At 66.6% G+C, this 1,067-nt stretch carries 1 protein-coding gene; it reads right to left on the bottom strand.

Features of this window, described 5'->3' with window-relative positions; genetic code table 11:
* On the bottom strand, positions 1-1,067 hold a 1,067-nt coding region (locus RAD15_RS43335; RefSeq protein ID WP_458184785.1), incomplete at both ends, for an Ig-like domain-containing protein.

A 1,067-nucleotide genomic window follows, 5' to 3' on the forward strand; every position in this document is an offset into this window, starting at 1 on the left:
TCGAGTTGAAGTCGGACGAGGACGACCCGCTGTCGCCGTAGTTCGACAGCGACAGCGTCCCTGCCGTCGGCGCCGACGTGTCGACCACCACCGCGACGATGTTGCTGGTCGAACTATTACCGGCCGGATCGGTAACCACGGCGCGGAACTGGTAGCTGCCATCGGCCAGATCGCTCTGTGCGGCCGTCGTCGTGGTCCAGCTCGCGCCGCCGTCGGTCGAGACCTCATAGGCCACCGTTGTGCCGTTGGTATCGGCGTTGCCGCTCAGCGACAGATCGAAGGCTTTGTCGGTGGAGTTGAGGTCCGCAGGCGACGACCCGCTGTCGTCATAGTTCGACAGAGAGAGCGTCCCCGCCGTCGGCGCCGACGTGTCGACCACCACCGCGACAACATTGCTGGTCGCGCTGTTGCCGGCGGGATCGGTGACGGTCGCGCGGAACTGGTAGCTGCCGTCGGCCAGATCGCTCTGTGCGGCCGTCGTCGTGGTCCAGCTCGCGCCGCCGTCGGTCGAGACCTCATAGGCCACACTGGTGCCGTTGGTATCGGCATTGCCGCTCAGCGACAGATCGAAGGCCTTGTCGGTCGAGTTGAGGTCCACAGACGACGACCCGCTGTCGTCATAGCTCGACAGCGACAGGGTCCCCGCCGTCGGCGCCGTGGTGTCGACCACCACCGCGACGATGTTGCTGGTCGAGGAGTTGCCGGCGGGATCGGTGACGGTCGCGCGGAACTGGTAGCTGCCGTCGGCCAGATCGCTCTGTGCGGCCGTGGTCGTCGACCAGCTCGCGCCGCCGTCGGTCGACACCTCATAGGCCACACTGGTGCCGTTGGCATCGGCGTTGCCGCTCAGTGACAGATCGAAGGCCCTGTCGGTCGAGTTGAGGTCCACAGACGACGACCCGCTGTCGTCATAGTTCGACAGCGACAGCGTCCCTGCCGTCGGCGCCGACGTGTCGACCACCACCGCGACGACATTGCTGGTCGAACTGTTACCGGCGGGATCGGTGACCACGGCACGGAACTGGTAGCTGCCGTCGGCCAGCTCGCTCTGCGCGGCCGTGGTCGTC

The organism is Bradyrhizobium sp. 14AA (assembly GCF_054185205.1).